The following is a 16,728-nucleotide window of genomic DNA, read 5'->3' as shown; positions in this document are numbered from 1 at the left end:
ACGGGAGATGCTCCCCGATGTGCCTGATCGTTTTCGACTGGCGACCCGATGCGGTCGATGGTCCGCTGTTCACGCTCGCCGCGAATCGCGATGAGTTCTTCCGCCGCACGGCCGAGCCGATCGGCTGGTGGCGCGACGCGCCGGGCGTGCTGGCGGGCCGCGATCTCGTGGGCGGCGGCACGTGGCTCGGGCTGTCGCGCGACGGCCGCTTCGCCGCGCTGACCAATTACCGCGCGCCGGGCGAAATGCGCGCCGATGCGCCGACCCGCGGCACGCTCGTCAGCAATTGGCTCACGAGCGCCGCGCGGGACACCGACGGCCATCCGCACGAAACGCCGCTCGCCTATCTGGAGCACGTCGCGCAAAGCGGCGACATCTACAACGGCTTCAACCTGTTGGTCGGCGACTGGACGCGCCGTGAGCTCGCGTGGTACTGCAATCGCGGCGCCGTCGACGCAAATAGTGGCCCCGCGCTGCTCGCGCCCGGCACGCACGGCATCTCGAACGCGGTGCTCGACACCGCGTGGCCGAAGCTGGTCAGAAAGCGCGGCGAGCTCGGCACGCTACTCGCGCGCAATGCAATGCCGCCGCTCGAACGCCTGATCGACCTGATGCGCGATCCGCGGCTCGCGCGCGACGACGAATTGCCGTCGACCGGTATTCCGCTCGAACGCGAGCGCGTGCTGTCGGCGGCATTCATCGAATCGCCGGAATACGGCACGCGCAGCACCACCGCGCTGCGCGTCGCCGCCTATGGCGACGTGATCGGCGTCGCGGTCGCCGAGCGCAGCGACGACAACGGCTCGCACCGCATCGTGCGGCCCGGCGATTTCGAGCGCAGCTTCGCGTTCAACGTCGAGCGCGACCGGATGAGCGTGGCGTGATCGTTTGATCGGCGCCTTGCCGGCGCATTCGCCGCCGGCCGCTCACCGCTTGGCGACACCTACCCTCACCCGATGTCGAATGCCGCGCGCAACGCCGCCGCGGCATCCGCATGCGCCTCTCCGACTTCGGGCACGAAGCCGCCCATCTTGAAGAACTCGTGGATCATGCCGGCGTAGCGCTTGAGCGTCACCGGATTGCCGAGCGCGCGTAGTTTTTCCGCATACGCATCGCCCTCGTCGCTGAGCGGATCGTATTCGGCGGTCGCGATCCACGCGGGCGCGACGCCGCGAAAATCCGGCGCGCCGCGCGCGCCGTCGAGCGGCGCGAAACGCCAGTCGTCGCGATCACCGCTATCGCGCAGGTAGTGCTCGAAAAACCACTGGATCGTGTCGCCCGACAGCAGGAAGCCGTCGGCGAGGCGTGAGTGCGAGTCGGTCTGCTGATGGCCGGTTGTCCCCGGGTAGATCAGCAATTGCAACGCGAGCGCGATCCCGGCATCGCGCGCAAGCACCGCGCAGACCGTCGCGAGCGTGCCGCCCGCGCTATCGCCGCCGAGCGCGAGCCGGGTGTCGTCGATGCCGAACTCGGCCGCGTGCGCGTGCAGCCAGCTAAGGGCATCGAAGGCATCGTCGACCGCGGTCGGAAACTTGTGCTCGGGCGCGAGCCGGTAATCGACCGATAGCACCGCGCACTGGCCGTCGCGCGCGAACATCCGGCACAGCGCATCGTGCGTGTCGACGCTGCCGACCGTGAAGCCGCCGCCGTGGTAGTACACGAACGCCGGCAGCGGCTCGGCCCAGTTCGGCTCGACCGGGAAGTACAGGCGCGCGCGGATCGTCGCGCCGTCGCGCGTCGGCACCCGCAGGTCTTCGACGGAAAACATCGGCGCGCGCGGGATCTCGAGGATCGGCGCGCTTTTCTCGTACGACGCGCGCGCCGCTTGCGCGCTCATCTGGTGATACTGCGGGCGTTTGGCCCGCGCGATCATGTCGAGCACCTGCTCGATCGTTGGATTCAGCGGCATGGTTTCAGCAACGTGATGCGCACAGCGCAGCGCGGCGCGCGGTGCGCCAATTGTTGTGAGGACCCGGTGTAGCGGCCACGCAGCCGGCCGCTACTCCGCGTTCTTCACCTCGGGTTTCAGCGACATCGGATCGGACGGCTCGCGCAACTGTTCGATATCCTCGTGACGCAGCTTGACCGTCGCCATGATGCCCGGGTGCGTGATGATATAGAAACGCCGCGCGGCGATCGCCTCGAACGCCAAGTCGGCGACATCGTCGGCGCTGAGCTTGCCCGACTGCACCGCACGCTGCAACTGCTTGGCCGCAGCGATCTGCGAGCGCGTCGGCCGGCTTGCGTTGCGCAGTTCGTCCGGACGCGCGCGCTCGGCGTCCGCGATGCCGGTCGGCACGAAGGCGGGACACAGCAGCGAACAGCCGACCTCGCCGCCCGTGCCGGCCTGCGCGAGCTTCAGGTCGTGATACAGCGTCTCGGTCAGCGCCACCACCGCATGCTTGGACGCGTTGTAGATGCCCATCGCCGGCGGCGCCAGCAGCCCCGCGACCGACGCCGTGTTGACGATATGCGCGGGCTCGTTCTGCGCGAGCATGAGCGGCGCGAACACGCGCACGCCGTGCGCGACGCCCATCACGTTGACGCCGAACACCCACGACCAGTCGTTGGCCGAGCTTTCCCACAGGAAGCCGCCGGTGCCGACGCCCGCGTTGTTGAACAGCAGGTGGACCTTGCCGAACGCGGCGAGCGCGGCTCGCGCGAGCGCCTCGACCTGCGCGGCGCTCGATACGTCGGTCGGCACGGCGATCGCTTCGGCGCCGCCTTCGCGCAATGCGTCGACGGTCTGCGCGAGCTGCTCGGCGTTGACGTCGGCGAGCACGAGCTTCATGCCGAGCGCCGCGCCCTTGTGCGCGAACGCGCGGCCGAAGCCGCTGCCCGCGCCGGTGATCACCGCCACCTTGCCTGCGAATTCGAACATCTAGTGACTCCCTGTTTGAGTGGCGGCTGGCCGTTGCGTGATGAGGTCGTACTCAGATCAGCTTGACCAGTTGCTTGCCGAAGTTGCGGCCCTTCAGCAAGCCGATGAATGCCTCGGGCGCGGCGTCGAGCCCTTGCGCGATCGTCTCGCGATAGTGCAGCTTCTTCTGCGCGACGAGCGTGCCGAGCTGCTTGAGCGCCTCCGGCCACACGTCCATATGTTCGCTGACGATGAAGCCCTGCACGAGCAGCCGCTGCGTCAGCATCAGCGACGGATGCCTGAGCGGCAGCGGCTGGCCGTCATAGCCCGCGATGAAGCCGCACAGCGCGATGCGCCCGAACGCGTTCATGCGCGCGAGCGTCGCGTCGAGCCCCTCGCCGCCGACGTTCTCGAAGCAGCCGTCCACACCATCGGGCGTCGCGGTTTTCAGGTCCTGGTACAGGTTGCCGGCCTTGTAGTCGACGCAGGCGTCGAAGCCGAGCGTGTCGACCACGTAGCGGCACTTGTCCGCGCCGCCCGCGATGCCGACCGCGCGCGCGCCGGCCACCTTCGCGAGCTGGCCGACCACGCTGCCCACCGCGCCGCTCGCCGCACTGACGACCACCGTCTCGCCCGCCTTCGGCGCGATGATGCGGTTCAGCCCGTACCACGCGGTGACGCCCGGCATGCCGACCGGGCCGAGATACGCGGACAGCGGCACGTGCGTGTCGTCGACCTTCTGCATGCCCGCGCCGTTCGAGGTGCCGTACTCCTGCCAGCCGAACATCGCGACGACCTTGTCGCCGACCGCGAACTTCGGATTCCTCGTCTCGACGACCTCGCCGACCGTGCCGCCGATCATCACCTCGTTCAGCGGCTGCGGCGGCGCGTACGACTTGCTGTCGTTCATGCGTCCGCGCATATACGGATCGAGCGACAGATAGTGGTTGCGCACTCGTACTTCGCCGTCGGCGAGCGGCGCCAGCGGCGTTTCGACGAGCTTGAAGTTATCGGGCGTGGCTTCGCCGTGCGGGCGCGAAACCAGCAGCACCTGGCGATTGATCTGGGCCATGAAGTCGTCTCCTTGGATTGTCGGGGATTGACCTGCATTCGTCGAATCCAGGTCGGAAGTTGATTGCGATGAGGGCTCAGTCGCTCGGACCGGGCCTGGCCGCCGGGTCGCTGCGCAGACGCTGACGCCTGACGTCGCGGCCCACCGCGAGGCGGCGCATGTACTTGAAGGTGCCGAGCGCCTTGGCGACGAAGTGACCTTCGCTGTCGCGGATCTCGCCTTCGCAATAGGCCATCGTGGTCGAGCGATGCAGCACGCGGCCGGTCGCGCGCAACTCGCCGCGCCCCGGCTGCATGAAGTTGACCTTCATCTCGACGGTGACGACGCCGACGCCGTCGCCCGCGAGACTGCGCGCGGCCATCGCGAGCGCGACGTCGGCGAGCGTCATCGTGACCCCGCCGTGCGCGACGTCCCATGTGTTCATATGATCGGGTTGCAACGGCAGCACGACTTCGCTGACGCCATCGGCGGCGCGCAGCAACTGCGCGCCGAGACGGTCGATGAAGGGGCTTTCCGGCAACGATGGGTTGCCCGTTGGGGCGGAAGTGGTTGGATCGGTCATGGCGGTGTCTGGAGTTCGTGGCCGGCAACCTCGGAAATCGATTCGCCGCGTCCCGGCACTCCGCGAGGTGTACGCATTGGCGCTAAATGGGAAATTCTACCGGCTATCGCGTGGCTCCATCCGCCTCATTGCGCTCCGTCATGCGCGTCGCCAACCGCCCCAATCGGCGTACCGCTTCATCGACCAGATCGAGCTCCGCGCTCGGGCAACTCAGACGGATGAAACGATCGAAGCGCCCGGTGTTCGAAAACACGGTCCCAGGCATGACGCGGATGCCATCATCCAACGCCGCCTCGAAAAACGCGGCCGACGACAACCCGTGCGGCAACTCGACCCAAAAGAACATGCCGCCGCGCGGCGACGTGAAGCGCGTGCCATCGGGAAACGCCGCGGCGATCCCCGCTGCCATGCGCTCGCGCTGAAGCCGCAGGCTCTCGCGTAAGCGCCGCAAATGCCGGGCGTAGGCGCCCGTCCCCAGAAACCCGGCGAGCACGACCTGCGCAAGCTGATCGTTATGTCGCGACTGCGCGAACTTCAGCATGCCCACGCGTGGATGCCAGCGCCCGCCATTGATCCAGCCCACCCGCATGCCCGGCGCAAGTGTCTTGTTGAACGACGTGCAATGGATCACGGTGCCGTCGGTGTCCCAGGCCTTCAGTGAGCGGGGAGACGGTTCTCCATCGACGAGATCGCGATACGGATCGTCTTCGATCAGCGCGACGCCGGCACGCGCGCACAGCTCGACGACACTTGCCTTGTTGGAGTCGGGCATCACGCTGCCGAGCGGATTCTGCAGGTTCGGCACCACGACCACGGCCTTGATGTCGCGATGATTTTGCAAAGCGAAGTTCAGCGCTTCGACGGAAAGGCCCGTGCTCGGGCTCGCCGGAATTTCGAGCGCGCGCAGTCCGAGGCTCTCCAGTACCTGCAGCAGGCCAAAAAACACGGCGATTCGACCGCGACGGTGTCCCCGGGCTGCGTCACCGCGCGCAACGCGAGGTTCACGGCCTCGATGCCGCCGTGCGTCATGATGATCTCATCCGCGCCGATCTCGATGCCGCCTTCGAGCGCACGCCGCGCGATGATCGCGCGCAAAGCCGGATCGCCGAAGTCAGGGCCGGCCGAGGTCAGCAGCTTGGGCTCGCGGCGCAACGCGCGCATGGCTGCCTGCTGTAGTGCATCGGTCGGATAGAGATCGGGCGCCGCGGTTGCGCCACCGAGATTGAGCGCCTGCGGATAGCGCTGGTACTTCGACACGATCGCCGAAATCGTCGCATGGATGCCGACGAACTGCGCCTCGCCCGGCGGCATCGTCAGATCCGGTTCGGAGGCATTGGGCAGCACCGTGGCGGGCACCCGCACGAAATAGCCTGAGCGCGGCCGCGCATCGATCAACGCGTCGCGCTCGAGCACACGGTAGCTCTCGGTCGCGGTCGCGAGGCTCACGCCATGCCGCTGCATGAACGCACGCATCGACGGCATGCGGTCGCCTGGGCGCAGCACGCCGTTGCCGATCGCGCGGCGATATTGATCGGCCAGTTGCCGATAAAGAGGCTGGCGGTCCGCTGAAGGGGCAGCGAACGCGTCGCGCGGTTCGAAGGTCAGTTTGCTCATACGCCGATCGTGCGGACAGTCCGCGCGGAACAACAGATACACAACGGCACGATTGGGACCGATACAGCACGGCGAAAGCTTTCGCTGTATCGGTTCCGATCGTCGATGGATGTCGCTGTTCGCACGTTAGTGGACTCAATAAGCTGTACCGCATGAAAACGAATCGAAGGAAAGCGTGATGCCCGTTCCGACCTGCGCTGTCATCCCGGCTCGCCCTGCTCCATTACGCCTCGCGCGCGACCAGGCCGCGATGCTCGATCTGAACGCCGGGGCCACGATCGTGGCCGTCGAAGGCGATCTCGAACTCGAATTTCGCGATCACGCGCTCGCGTGGCTCGGCAGCGCCGTACCCCGTACGTCGATCATCGTGCGCGATGGTGAGCATTTCATCACCGGCCAACGCGGCGTCATGTCGATCCGCGCGTCGCGCGCGGGCGCTGCGGTGCTGATCGCGCGAGCTTCGCCCGGCAATGCAGCGGAACTTCGCGAACTCGTGCGTCGAACCGTCCGGCGTCTCGCTGGTGTCGTCGCGAGATCGTGGCGGCGTACTGCCTGAACTCCGACTCGATCGCCAAAATCGACGCCTCGCCGCCAGTTAGAATGCGTGACCAACCGCTTCCTGCTTCGAGGTGCCGGTCATGTCCTTCCCACGCACGCGGCGTTTCAGCCGTTTCGCCACCTTCGTACGCTATTTCCACCTCGCCTGCGCGATCACGCTGACGCTTGGCGCATGCGCCGGCCTGCTCGGCGGCGATGCGTTGCGCGTCAACGTCGCCGGCATCGAGCCGCTGGCCGGCGAAGGCCTCGAGATGCGCTTCAACCTGAAGCTGCGCGTGCAGAACCCGAACGATTCCGCAGTGAGCTTCAACGGCATCGCGGTCGATCTCGAACTGAACGGCAAGCCGTTCGCGAGCGGTGTCAGCGACCAGAGCGGCACCGTGCCGCGCTTCGGCGAAACCGTCGTCAGCGTGCCGCTGACCGTGCCCGCGTTCGCCGCGGTTCGCCAGGCGCTCGGGCTTGCGGGCATCGCGCAGTCCGGGCAGGTTCCGTACCGGCTGCAAGGCAAACTCGCGGGCGGCCTGACCGGCACGACACGCTTCACCGATCAGGGCATGTTGACCCTGCCGGGCATGGCGTCGCAGTAGACACGAACACGGCGGATAAAAACAAGGCGCCGCGGGTCCGACATTGTCCGTCGTCGCACCGCGGCGCCCGTCTTCTTGAGGCGCGTTCGCGCCCGACTTACGCGATCTCGAACAGACCCGCGGCGCCCTGCCCGCCGCCGATGCACATCGTCACGACGACGAACTTCACGCCGCGCCGCTTGCCTTCGATCAGCGCATGGCCGACGAGCCGCGCACCCGATACGCCATACGGATGGCCCACCGCGATCGCACCGCCGTTCACGTTCAGGCGGTCGTGCGGAATACCGAGCTGGTCCGCGCAATAGAGCACCTGCACCGCGAACGCTTCGTTCAGCTCCCACAGGCCGATGTCCTCGACCTTGAGGCCGGCCTTCTGCAACAGCTTCGGCACCGCGAACACCGGGCCGATGCCCATTTCGTCGGGCTCGCAGCCAGCCACCGCGAAGCCGCGGAAAATGCCGAGCGGCTGCAGCCCTTCGCGTTCGGCCAGCGTCGCGTTCATCACGACGCAAGCCGATGCGCCGTCCGAAAACTGGCTCGCGTTGCCCGCGGTGATCGCGCCGCCCGGCAGCGCGGTGCGAATCTTCGACACGCCTTCGAGCGTCGTGTCGGCGCGGATGCCTTCGTCGCCGCTGACGGTCACTTCCTTCGTGTAGAGACGGCCGCTCGCCTTGTCGGCGACACCGGCGAGCACCGTCAGCGGCACGATCTCGTCGTTGAACCTGCCGGCTTCGAGCGCGGCCGCCGCGCGCTGCTGCGAGCGCACGCCGTATTCGTCCTGGCGCTCCTTCGAGATCGAGTAGCGCTTCGCGACGTTCTCGGCGGTCTGCAGCATCGACCAGTAGATTTCCGGCTTGTGCTCGGTGAGCCAGCCGTCGGTCATCATGTGCTGGTTCATCTCGTTCTGTACGCACGAGATCGACTCGACGCCACCCGCGACGTACACGTCGCCCTCACCGGCGATCACGCGTTGCGACGCGAGCGCGATCGTCTGCAATCCCGACGAGCAGAAACGGTTCACGGTCATGCCCGGCACGCTGACCGGCAGGCCCGCGCGCAACGCGATCTGACGCGCGATGTTGCCGCCCGTCGCGCCTTCCGGATTCGCGCAACCCATGATCACGTCCTCGACGCGCGCCGGGTCGAGCTTCGCGCGCTCGACCGCGGCCTGCGTCACGTGGCCGCCGAGCGTCGCGCCGTGCGTCATGTTGAAACCGCCCCGCCACGATTTGGCGAGGCCCGTGCGGGCGGTGGATACGATTACGGCGTCAGTCATGGGTGTCTCCAATTGCAATATCGAAGTGGCGCGCCGGCTCCCTGCCGTGCGTTCAAAAGCGCATCACCGCGCCGACTCTGTCGTTTGATGCGAGCCGCTGCGGGCGTCACCCGCAGCGCTCGATTCGTGTGCTGAAGTGGGCCGTGCTCAGCCGTTGAAGCCGCGACCTTCGGCCGCCAGCTTCGCGATGCTCGGCGCGAGCTTCCACGCGTCGCCGTTCGGCCGCGCCGCATAGCGGCGAATCGCGCGCTCGACGTTGTAGAGCCCGACCGTATCCGCGTATAGCATCGGGCCGCCGCGATAGAGCGGGAAGCCGTAGCCGGTCAGATAGACCATGTCGATATCCGACGCCTTCGACGCGATGCCTTCTTCGAGAATCTTCGCGCCTTCGTTGACGAGCGCGAACACCAGACGCTCGACGATCTCCTCGTCGCTGATCTTGCGGCGCTCCGAGTGGATTTCATTCGAGTACTCGACGATCATTTCGTTGACCACGCCGGACGGATACGCGTTGCGATCGCCCGCCTTGTAGTCGTACCAGCCGCCGCCGGTCTTCTGGCCGAAGCGGCCCATTTCGCACAGACGATCTGCGATCTTCGAGTAGTGCATGTCGGGACGCTCGATATAGCGGCGCTTGCGGATCGCCCAGCCGATGTCGTTGCCGGCGAGGTCGCTCATGCGAAACGGGCCCATCGCGAAGCCGAATTTCTCGATGGCCTTGTCGACCTGCGCGGGCAATGCGCCCTCTTCGAGCATGAAGAGCGCCTGACGCAGGTACTGCTCGATCATCCGGTTGCCGATAAAGCCGTCGCACACGCCCGACACCACCGCGGTCTTCCTGATCTTTTTCGCGAGCTTCATCACGGTGGCGAGCACGTCTTTCGCGGTCTCTTTGCCGCGCACGACTTCGAGCAGCTCCATCACGTTGGCCGGGCTGAAAAAGTGCATGCCGACCACATCCTGCGGTCGCTTCGTGAACGCGGCGATTTTGTCGACGTCGAGCGTCGACGTGTTCGACGCGAGGATCGCGCCCGGCTTCGCGACTTCGTCAAGCCGGCGGAACACCTGCTCCTTCACGGCGAGCTCTTCGAACACGGCTTCGACGATCATGTCGGCGTGCTTCAGGTCGTCGTAGGACAGCGTCGGGCTCAGCAGCGCGAGACGCTGCTCCATCACCTCGGCCTTCAGCTTGCCTTTCTTGACGGTCGCCTCGTAGTTCTTGCGGATCGTTGCGAGACCGCGGTCGAGCGCTTCCTGCTTCGTTTCCAGCAGCGTGACCGGGATGCCCGCATTGAGGAAGTTCATCGCGATGCCGCCGCCCATCGTGCCGGCGCCGATCACGGCCACCTGATTGATCTCGCGCACGGGCGTATCGGACGGCACGTCGGGAATCTTGCTCGCGGCGCGCTCGCCGAAGAACGCGTGACGCAGCGCATGGCTCTCCGGCGTCTGCACGAGCGCGATGAAGCATTCGCGCTCGAATGCGAGGCCCTTGTCGAAGCCATCCTTCACGCCAGCTTCGACCGCGTCGATGCACTTATGCGGCGCCGGGAAGTTCTTCGCGATGGCCGCGACGCTATTGCGCGCGAACTGGATGAAACCGGCCGCGTTCGGATGTTCGATCTTGCGGTCTCGCACCTTCGGATGCGGGCCAGCTTGCGCGCCGACCTTGCGCGCGAACGCGAGCGCGGCTTCGGCCAGTTCGGCGGGATTCGCGACGAGTTGGTCGAACAGCCCCGAATCGGCGAGCTTTTCCGACAGCACCGGCGCGCCCGACACGATCATGTTCAGGGATGCTTCCAGACCGATCGCGCGCGGCAGACGCTGGGTGCCGCCCGCGCCCGGCAGGATGCCGAGCTTCACTTCGGGCAGCGCGATCTGCGCGCCGGCCGCGGCGACGCGGTAATGCGTGCCGAGCGCGAGCTCGAGGCCGCCACCCATCGCGACGCTGTGAATCGCCGCGACGACCGGCTTCGCGCTGCCTTCGACGGCCTTGATGACGGTGGCGAGCGTCGGTTCCTGGGTCGCCTTCGGCGTATTGAATTCGGTGATGTCGGCGCCGCCCGAGAAGGCCTTGCCCGCGCCCGTCAGCACGATGGCCTTGATGGCCGAGTCGTTCTGCGCGCGATCGAGCCCTTCGACGATCCCCGCCCGCGTCGACAGACCGAGCCCATTGACGGGCGGATTGTTCAGCGTGAGAACGGCCACGCCGTCATGAGTTGTGTAGTCCACTGCCATCTGCGTGCCTCCGTGCGATCCATCCATTCATTGAGGCGGCGCATGATGCGCCGCCTGTCCGGTTCATCGAGCCTGATTATTGTCAGACTTTCCCGAGCGACGGTCCCGGTGTCAGCGCGCAGAATACACCTAAAAAGCACGAACGTTCAATTTATTATCGAACGGGGTTTCCCCTGGGCCCCGGGCGTCAGCGGACAGTCGCGGCTGTCTTCCAGCGCGGACGGCAGCACGTGGTCGCGGAACAGGTCGCGCAACTTCAGCTTCTGCAGCTTGCCGGTCGCCGTGTGCGGCAGTTCGTCGACGAACACGACATCGTCGGGAATCCACCACTTCGCCACTTTGCCGTCGTAGAACGCCAGCAGTTCGTCGCGCGTGACGTCGTGCCCCGCGCGTTTGACGACGAGGAGCAGCGGCCGCTCGGTCCACTTCGGATGCGCGCACGCGATGCACGCGGCTTCCGCGACCGCCGGATGCGCGATCGCGACATTCTCGAGTTCGATCGAACTGATCCATTCGCCGCCCGACTTGATCACGTCCTTCGAGCGGTCGGTGATGTGCAGGAAGCCGTCGGGGTCGATCGTCGCGACGTTGCCGGTCGGAAACCAGCCGTCGACGAGGGGCGAGTCCTCCTTGCGGAAATACCGGTCGATGACCCACGGCCCGCGCACGTGCAGATCGCCGAACGCGACGCCGTCCCAGGGCAGCTCGCGGCCATCCTCGCCGACGATCTTCATGTCGACGCCATAGATCACATGGCCCTGCTTTTCGAGCAGCTTGCGCTGCTCGGCGAGCGGCCGCTGGCTCTGCTCCCAGTTCAGCTTCGACAACGTACCGAGCGGCGACATCTCCGTCATGCCCCATGCATGGATCACCTGCACGCCGTAGTCGTCCTCGAGCACCCGCAGCATCGCGGGCGGACAGGCGGAGCCGCCGATCACCGTGCGCTCGAGCGACGAAAACTTCGCGCCGGTTTCGCGCAGGTGGTTCAGCAAACCGAGCCACACGGTCGGCACGCCGGCCGAACACGTGACGCGTTCGCTCTCCATCAGTTCGTACAGCGACTTGCCGTCGAGATCCTTGCCGGGGAACACGAGCTTCGCGCCGGTCAGCGGCCCGGCATGCGCGAGGCCCCACGCGTTGACGTGGAACATCGGCACGATCGGCAGCACCGAGTCGCGCGCCGACAGGCTCATCGAGTCGGGCAACGCCGCGCCGAACGCGTGCAGCACCGTCGAGCGATGCGTGTACAGCGCGCCTTTCGGATTGCCGGTCGTGCCCGACGTATAGCAGAGGTACGACGCCTGCTGCTCGTCGAGCGCGGGCCAGTCGAAGCCGCCGTCCTGCCCGTCCATCAGCGTTTCGTAGCACAGCACCGACGTTTGCATCGGCGGCCGATGCGCTTCATCGCACAGTGCGATCCAGCCGCGCACGCGCGGGCACTGCGGCGCGAGCGTGTCGACCAGCGCCGCGAACGTGGTGTCGAACAGCACGTACGCATCGTCGGCGTGATTGATGATGTAGGCGATCTGATCGGGGAAAAGGCGCGGGTTGATCGTGTGACACACGGCGCCGAAGCCGGTGGTGCCGTAATACGCTTCGAGATGCCGGTAGCCGTTCCACGCGAGCGTCGCGACCCGGTCGCCCGATTCGACGCCAAGCGCGATGAGCGCCTGCGCGAGTTGCTTCGCGCGCTTCTCGCAATCGCGGTACGTGTAGCGATGCAGGTCGCCTTCGATGCGCCGCGACACGATTTCGGTGCTGCCGAAATGGCGTGCGGCATGCGCGAGCAACGATGATACGGTGAGCGGCACGTCCATCATCTGGCCCAGCAGCGGCGTCGTCATAAGGCGGGGTCTCCTCGGCTCGTTAGTGTGTCGATGGGGTTGCAGTCGGGTTTGTTGAATAAGTGGTCGTGAAACGGATAGCGCGCCGAACAGCGCGAAGTGCAAGATCGTGGCGGCGTCGTACGCAGCATGGTCCGGACGATGAAGGCGGCCGCCCAGCAGCGCCGCGGGCGCGGACTTACAATATCGGCTAATCCAGAGGCGCTCAACATGTCGTTTTCCCCAAGCTTTGCAGGCTTATCCGCAGCATTGACGGATCTTTCCAACACACTCGCCACACCCCCAGCCAACGCGTTCGCGCGGCTCGGCGGCACCTTCTTCACGCGGCTGCCCGCCGCGCCGCTCGACGCACCCTACCTCGTCGGCTTCTCGGCCGACACCGCCGCGCGGCTCGGGATGCCCGAGGGCATCGAGCGCGAGCAGGGATTCCTCGAGCTGTTCTGCGGCAATGCGACGCGCGACTGGCCGGCCGACGCACTGCCTTATGCGTCGGTGTACTCGGGGCATCAGTTCGGCGTGTGGGCCGGCCAGCTCGGCGACGGCCGCGCGCTCACGCTGGGCGAGCTCGAACACGACGGCGAGCGCAATGAACTGCAGCTCAAAGGCGCGGGCCGCACGCCTTATTCGCGCATGGGCGACGGCCGCGCGGTGCTGCGCTCGTCGATCCGCGAATATCTGTGCTCCGAGGCGATGCATCATCTCGGCATTCCGACCACGCGCGCGTTGTGCGTGATCGGCTCCGACCAGCCGGTGCGGCGCGAGACGATCGAAACCGCCGCGGTGGTCACGCGCGTCGCGCCTAGCTTCGTGCGCTTCGGCCACTTCGAGCATTTCTATGCGAACGATCGCGTCGACGCGTTGCGCGCGCTCGCCGATCACGTCATCGAGCGCTTCTATCCGCATTGCAAGGAGGCCGACGATCCGTATCTGGCGCTGCTCGCCGAAGCGGTACGGTCTACCGCCGATCTGATGGTCGACTGGCAGGCGGTCGGTTTCTGTCACGGCGTGATGAATACCGACAACATGTCGATTCTGGGCCTGACGATCGACTACGGCCCGTTCGGTTTCATGGATGGCTTCGATGCCGGCCACATCTGCAACCACTCCGATACGCAGGGGCGTTATGCCTACCGGCTGCAGCCGCAAATCGCGTACTGGAACCTCTTTTGCCTCGCGCAGGGACTGCTGCCGTTGTTCGGCGAGAAGCACGACGAAAGCGTGCGCGCCGACAAGGCGGTCGAAGAAGCGCAGCACGTGCTCGCGGGCTTCAAGGAGCGCTTCGCGCCGGCGCTCGAAAACCGCATGCGCGCGAAGCTCGGCCTCGAACAGCCGCGCGACGGCGACGACGCGCTCGTGAACCGGCTGTTCGAAGCGATGCACACGAACCGCGCCGATTTCACGCTGACGTTCCGCAACCTCGCGCGCCTGTCGAAACACGATGCGAGCGGCGATGCGCCGGTACGCGACCTGTTCCTCGATCGCGCCGCCTTCGACGCATGGGCGAACGACTATCGCGCGCGGCTGGCCGTTGAGTCACGCGACGACGCTGCGCGCGCCATTGCAATGAATCGTGTGAACCCCAAATTCGTACTTCGCAACCATCTGGCGGAAACGGCGATCCAGCGTGCGAGGGAGAAGGATTTTTCCGAGGTGGAACGGCTCGCGGCCGTGCTGCGTCGTCCGTTCGACGAGCAGCCCGAATACGCGTCGTATGCGGGCCTGCCGCCCGACTGGGCAAGCTCACTGGAAGTGAGCTGTTCGTCATGACGCGCCTTTGCAGTTGAATCGCCACGGCCGTCCCGCCAGAAAACACCGGTACAAACCCGAGACAGGAACCCGACCATGAGCAACCCCGACGATCTCAAGCATGACGCCCCAGCCGTCCAGAAAAGCGACGCCGAGTGGCGCAAGGATCTGTCCGACATCGAATACCAGGTGACCCGGCACGCGGCCACCGAGCGGCCGTTCACGGGCCGCTACAACGATCACTGGGAACGCGGCGTCTACGACTGCGTGTGCTGCGGCACGCCGCTGTTCGAATCGGACACCAAGTTCGACGCCGGCTGCGGCTGGCCGAGCTATTTCCGGCCGATCAACGGCGAGGTGATCGCCGAGAAGACCGACCGCTCGCACGGCATGCTGCGCATCGAGGTGCAGTGCAAGAACTGCGGTGCGCATCTGGGCCACGTGTTCGAGGACGGTCCGGCGCCGACCGGTCTGCGCTACTGCATCAATTCGGCTGCGTTACAATTCGAGCCCAAGTAACGCGGCGCGGCAGCAGCCTTGCCCGCTTCGGGCGCCGGGGCGCGAAACCGCGCGCGGCGCCCTTTCAATGCGGTACCCCCGCTCGTTGGCGGGCACCGCGCACCTTGCACGCCAGGCTGGCGCGCATCAATGTTCGACTCACCGTTCGACTCACTCTCCGACTTCCCGACCAGATAATGAAATTCCTGTTCGATCTGTTCCCGATCATCCTGTTCTTCGTCGCCTTCAAGATCTGGGGCATTTTCACGGCGACGGCAGTGGCGATCGTCGCCACGCTGGTGCAGATCGCGTGGGTGGCGTTCCGCCACCGCAAGGTCGACCCGATGCTGTGGGTGAGCCTCGGCGTCGTCGTGGTATTCGGCGGTGCGACGCTCGTACTGCACAACGACACCTTCATCAAATGGAAGCCGACTGTGCTGTACTGGGCGTTTTCGGTCGCGCTGATCGTGTCGCAGCTCGGCTTCAACAAGAACCTGATCGAAGCGATGATGGGTAAGCAGATCACCCTGCCGCACGCGATCTGGGGCAAGCTGAACCTGATCTGGGCGGTGTTTTTCGTGCTGCTCGGTCTTCTGAACCTGTTCGTCGCGTATCACTACACGACCGATCAGTGGGTCAATTTCAAACTGTTCGGCGCGACCGGGTGCCTGCTCGTGTTCATCGTCGGACAGAGCCTGTGGCTGTCGAAGTACATGAAGGAGGAATGACATGAGCGACCTGTTCATGCACGCCACCACCGCCGAGCGCGCCGCGCTCATCGAGGCGCGCCTCGCGGCCGCGCTCGCACCCGTCGAGTCGATCCGCATCACCGACGACAGCGCGCAGCACGCGGGCCACGCAGGTGCCGCCGCCGGCGGGCATTTCAGTGTCACGATCGTGGCCGTCGCGTTTGCCGGCAAGCCCCGCGTGGCAAGGCATCGCATGGTGTATGATGCGCTGGCCGATGCCATGCAGCGCGGCATTCATGCCCTTGCCATCACGGCCTACACGCCCGAAGAATTTGCTTTGTTGCCCCGCTAGGAACCTTTCGATGACCTTGAAGAAAACCCGCCTCTGGGTATTGCTGGCCGCGTTCGCGGCCGCACCTGCATTCGCACAGAACATCGCCGTGGTGAACGGTACGCCAATTCCGAAGTCGCGCGCCGATGCGTTGATCCAGCAACTGGTTCACCAAGGCCAGCAGGACACGCCGCAGCTGCAGCAGGCCGTGCGCGAAGAGCTCGTGAATCGCGAAATCCTGATGCAGGAAGCCCTGCGTCGCGGGCTGCCGAACCGTCCGGACATCAAGGCGCAAATCGCGGTCGCACAGCAAACCGTCGTGTTGCGCGGGCTGATCGAAGATTTCGTGAAGAACAACCAGCCGACCGACGCCGAAGTCACCGCGCGCTACAACGCGCTCGTCAAGGAAGCAGGCGGCAAGGAATATCACCTGCACCATATCCTCGTCGACAACGAGCAGCAGGCGAAGGACCTGATCGCGAAGATCAAGGCCGGCGCAAGCTTCGAAGATCTCGCCAAGCAGTACTCGAAAGACCCGGGATCGGGCAAGAACGGCGGCGACCTCGACTGGTCGGACCCGAAGGCCTACGTGCCTGAATTCGCGGACGCGGCCACCCATCTGCAGAAAGGCCAGATGACCGACACGCCGGTGCGTACGCAATTCGGCTGGCACATCATCCGTGTCGACGACATCCGCGCCGTCACGCCGCCGCCGCTCGAGCAGGTGCGTGCGCAGATCGTGCAGCAGATCCAGCAGGAAAAGCTGCAGGCGTTCGAAGAGAATCTGCGCAAGAACGCGAAGATTCAGTGAGTGTCAGCGGCGGGCGGATCGTCTTTGGACAGTCTGCCGCCT

At 65.9% G+C, this 16,728-nt stretch carries 15 protein-coding genes and 1 pseudogene; 8 read left to right on the top strand and 8 right to left on the bottom strand.

Annotated features, from left to right (window positions below):
• Positions 1 to 17 precede the first annotated feature (17 nt).
• Positions 18 to 884: an NRDE family protein gene (locus AB4Y34_RS27935; RefSeq protein WP_176108583.1), complete on the top strand. Its 867-nt coding sequence runs from the start codon at positions 18 to 20 to the stop codon at positions 882 to 884.
• Positions 885 to 949: 65 nt separating this feature from the next.
• Here the strand turns inward: AB4Y34_RS27935 and AB4Y34_RS27930 are convergent, their stop codons facing one another.
• The 5 genes and pseudogenes from AB4Y34_RS27930 to AB4Y34_RS27910 form a co-directional block, all read right to left on the bottom strand.
• Positions 950 to 1,909: an alpha/beta hydrolase gene (locus AB4Y34_RS27930; RefSeq protein ID WP_368717845.1), complete on the bottom strand. Its 960-nt coding sequence runs from the start codon at positions 1,907 to 1,909 to the stop codon at positions 950 to 952.
• Positions 1,910 to 1,999: 90 nt separating this feature from the next.
• The gene (locus tag AB4Y34_RS27925; RefSeq protein WP_176377815.1) at positions 2,000 to 2,881 is read right to left on the bottom strand and encodes an SDR family oxidoreductase; all 882 of its coding nucleotides are present in this window, start codon (positions 2,879 to 2,881) and stop codon (positions 2,000 to 2,002) included.
• Positions 2,882 to 2,933: 52 nt separating this feature from the next.
• On the bottom strand, positions 2,934 to 3,932 hold the full coding sequence (locus AB4Y34_RS27920) for an NADP-dependent oxidoreductase (RefSeq protein ID WP_176377816.1): 999 nt from the start codon (positions 3,930 to 3,932) through the stop codon (positions 2,934 to 2,936).
• Between the two features lie 76 nt (positions 3,933 to 4,008).
• On the bottom strand, positions 4,009 to 4,494 hold the full coding sequence (locus tag AB4Y34_RS27915; RefSeq protein WP_368717844.1) for a PaaI family thioesterase: 486 nt from the start codon (positions 4,492 to 4,494) through the stop codon (positions 4,009 to 4,011).
• A 103-nt stretch (positions 4,495 to 4,597) separates the two neighbouring features.
• A pseudogene (locus AB4Y34_RS27910) lies at positions 4,598 to 6,108 on the bottom strand (PLP-dependent aminotransferase family protein).
• Between the two features lie 178 nt (positions 6,109 to 6,286).
• Here AB4Y34_RS27910 and AB4Y34_RS27905 point away from each other — a divergent pair.
• Both AB4Y34_RS27905 and AB4Y34_RS27900 read left to right on the top strand, forming a co-directional pair.
• Positions 6,287 to 6,664: a hypothetical protein gene (locus AB4Y34_RS27905; RefSeq protein WP_176377818.1), complete on the top strand. Its 378-nt coding sequence runs from the start codon at positions 6,287 to 6,289 to the stop codon at positions 6,662 to 6,664.
• Between the two features lie 82 nt (positions 6,665 to 6,746).
• The gene (locus tag AB4Y34_RS27900; RefSeq protein ID WP_368717843.1) at positions 6,747 to 7,253 is read left to right on the top strand and encodes an LEA type 2 family protein; all 507 of its coding nucleotides are present in this window, start codon (positions 6,747 to 6,749) and stop codon (positions 7,251 to 7,253) included.
• Positions 7,254 to 7,350: 97 nt separating this feature from the next.
• Here the strand turns inward: AB4Y34_RS27900 and AB4Y34_RS27895 are convergent, their stop codons facing one another.
• The 3 genes from AB4Y34_RS27895 to AB4Y34_RS27885 all read right to left on the bottom strand — a co-directional run bounded on the left by AB4Y34_RS27895 (position 7,351) and on the right by AB4Y34_RS27885 (position 12,611).
• Positions 7,351 to 8,529 (bottom strand): acetyl-CoA C-acyltransferase, encoded by a 1,179-nt coding sequence (locus tag AB4Y34_RS27895; RefSeq protein ID WP_368717842.1) that lies wholly within the window; start codon positions 8,527 to 8,529, stop codon positions 7,351 to 7,353.
• Between the two features lie 147 nt (positions 8,530 to 8,676).
• Complete coding sequence (locus AB4Y34_RS27890) at positions 8,677 to 10,767, bottom strand: 3-hydroxyacyl-CoA dehydrogenase NAD-binding domain-containing protein (RefSeq protein WP_368717841.1); 2,091 nt, start codon at positions 10,765 to 10,767, stop codon at positions 8,677 to 8,679.
• 146 nt (positions 10,768 to 10,913) lie between these two features.
• On the bottom strand, positions 10,914 to 12,611 hold the full coding sequence (locus AB4Y34_RS27885) for a 3-(methylthio)propionyl-CoA ligase (RefSeq protein ID WP_368717840.1): 1,698 nt from the start codon (positions 12,609 to 12,611) through the stop codon (positions 10,914 to 10,916).
• Positions 12,612 to 12,821: 210 nt separating this feature from the next.
• On the opposite strand from AB4Y34_RS27885, the gene AB4Y34_RS27880 reads away from it, so the two are divergent.
• The 5 genes from AB4Y34_RS27880 (at position 12,822) to AB4Y34_RS27860 (ending at position 16,686) form a co-directional block, all read left to right on the top strand.
• Positions 12,822 to 14,378 (top strand): YdiU family protein, encoded by a 1,557-nt coding sequence (locus AB4Y34_RS27880; RefSeq protein ID WP_176377822.1) that lies wholly within the window; start codon positions 12,822 to 12,824, stop codon positions 14,376 to 14,378.
• A 75-nt stretch (positions 14,379 to 14,453) separates the two neighbouring features.
• Positions 14,454 to 14,876 carry a peptide-methionine (R)-S-oxide reductase MsrB gene (gene msrB / locus AB4Y34_RS27875; protein WP_368717839.1) on the top strand — a complete coding sequence of 141 codons (423 nt, stop codon included), beginning with the start codon at positions 14,454 to 14,456 and terminating at the stop codon, positions 14,874 to 14,876.
• Between the two features lie 176 nt (positions 14,877 to 15,052).
• A complete protein-coding gene (locus AB4Y34_RS27870; RefSeq protein WP_085481354.1) occupies positions 15,053 to 15,583 on the top strand; it encodes a septation protein A in 531 nt (176 codons plus the stop codon).
• Position 15,584: 1 nt separating this feature from the next.
• Positions 15,585 to 15,896, top strand: a complete 312-nt coding sequence (locus AB4Y34_RS27865) for a BolA family transcriptional regulator (protein WP_013089413.1) — start codon at positions 15,585 to 15,587, stop codon at positions 15,894 to 15,896.
• Between the two features lie 10 nt (positions 15,897 to 15,906).
• On the top strand, positions 15,907 to 16,686 hold the full coding sequence (locus AB4Y34_RS27860; protein WP_176377823.1) for a peptidylprolyl isomerase: 780 nt from the start codon (positions 15,907 to 15,909) through the stop codon (positions 16,684 to 16,686).
• The last annotated feature ends 42 nt before the right edge of the window (positions 16,687 to 16,728 follow it).

Source organism: Paraburkholderia sp. BR10954 (genome assembly GCF_040965775.1).
GTDB lineage: Bacteria > Pseudomonadota > Gammaproteobacteria > Burkholderiales > Burkholderiaceae > Paraburkholderia > Paraburkholderia youngii.
The sequence above is the reverse complement of the archived record's forward strand: the minus strand, read 5'-3'. Positions and strand labels throughout refer to the sequence as shown.